The sequence below is a fragment of the Candidatus Chloroploca asiatica genome (assembly GCF_002532075.1).
Lineage (GTDB): Bacteria > Chloroflexota > Chloroflexia > Chloroflexales > Chloroflexaceae > Chloroploca > Chloroploca asiatica.
Map to the genome: position 1 here is coordinate 1 of NZ_LYXE01000018.1, position 1,458 is coordinate 1,458.

Genomic DNA, 1,458 nt, shown 5'->3' on the forward strand with positions numbered 1-1,458 from the left:
CGGTTCTGCATCCTGATGGCTGGGTGCTGTGTCCAAGCGAGCGCAGCAAGCGAAGCCACCCTTTTGCGTTTTGAGACTTTACCCATATCGGCAGATCCGCTGCGCACCTTGTTGCCCTGTCATAACCATCCTACGGAGCACGCCCATGACCGCTTCGCTTGCGCCCGACCAACTCACCCAACTCGTCCCGCTGCTGGGGAGCCTGGCCCGTATGCTTGCCCGCAGCTTGCCGCTCAACGACAGTAGCCTGTCCACGCTGTTGCTGGGTGCAGGCCTGGAGGAGAACCCGCACGCCCTAGAGGAACTCCGCCGCTGGAGCCGCCTCCTCACGATGGTACAACAGCATTCGACTGAAGCGCAGCGGCAAGCCACCGTTGAGGCACTGCTCATGCGCGGTCTCCCCGAGGCTGCCGTCATGTTGGCGGTTGCCGCGGTGGCGGGCAGTGGGGCAGATGCGCCTCAGGCTGCCCCCCCCACCATCGCCTCTGGCCACGTGCAGACCAGCGTGGCGACCCTGGACTTTGGGATGCTCCGCTCCGGCCAGGGGGCCGTGCGCGATCTGGAAGTCCAAGGTGGCCCCGGCCATGTCGTTGTCGAGAGTGACCAGGTGCGGGTGACACCAGCGCAGTTTGGGGCTGGCGTCACCCGTCTGCGCGTTGAGGTGCGCCCATTGGCGAGCGGCCTGCTCTGGACGACGCTCAAGCTCGTGGCAGCGGGGGCAAGCTTGGAAGTGCCGGTGATCGCGCAATGGCAGGAGACACCTGCTGCCCGGAGCACCCAACCCGTGCTGGTACCGACGACGGCATCAGTTGCCAAAGCCCCTGCCGTGCCCCCCTGGGTACCCGCGCTGCGCCACGTGCCCGCTGGCCCCTTCCTGATGGGGAGCAGCGAGAAGGATCGGATGGCACATGATGACGAAAAACCGCAGCACACCCTGACGCTGCCTGACTACTGGATTGGCACAACGCCCGTGACCAACGCACAGTTCCGGCCTTTCGTCACGGGCGATGGCTATACGAATCCCGTCTACTGGACGAGGGTAGGCTGGGCATGGCGTGAGCAGGAAAAGATTGTCACTCCTCGATGGTGGAACGACTCGACCTGGAACGGAGCGCAGCATCCCGTCGTGGGTGTGAGTTGGTTCGAGGCGGTGGCCTATTGCCGCTGGCTCAGTGCGCAGACCGGGCACGCGTTTCGCCTGCCGACCGAGGCTGAATGGGAGAAAGCCGCCCGTGGCCTTGACGGGCGGATCTGGCCGTGGGGCAATGCCTGGGAGACCGGGCGGTGCAACAGTAACGAAGCTGGACACAAACGCACGACCTCAGTCGGCCAATATCCGACCGGTGCCAGTTCATACGGCGTGCTGGACATGGCTGGCAACGTCTGGGAATGGTGCGCGACCCGGTACGACAAAAGCTACTCGTATCAAATGGAAGATGAATGGCAGGCAGCGTATCT

1 protein-coding gene is annotated in these 1,458 nt (G+C 64.2%); it reads left to right on the plus strand.

Translation table 11 applies throughout. From position 1 onward, the window contains the following. Positions 1–145 precede the first annotated feature (145 nt). The coding region (locus A9Q02_RS01600; RefSeq protein ID WP_141508656.1) for a formylglycine-generating enzyme family protein at positions 146–1,458 on the plus strand (1,313 nt) is incomplete at its 3' end.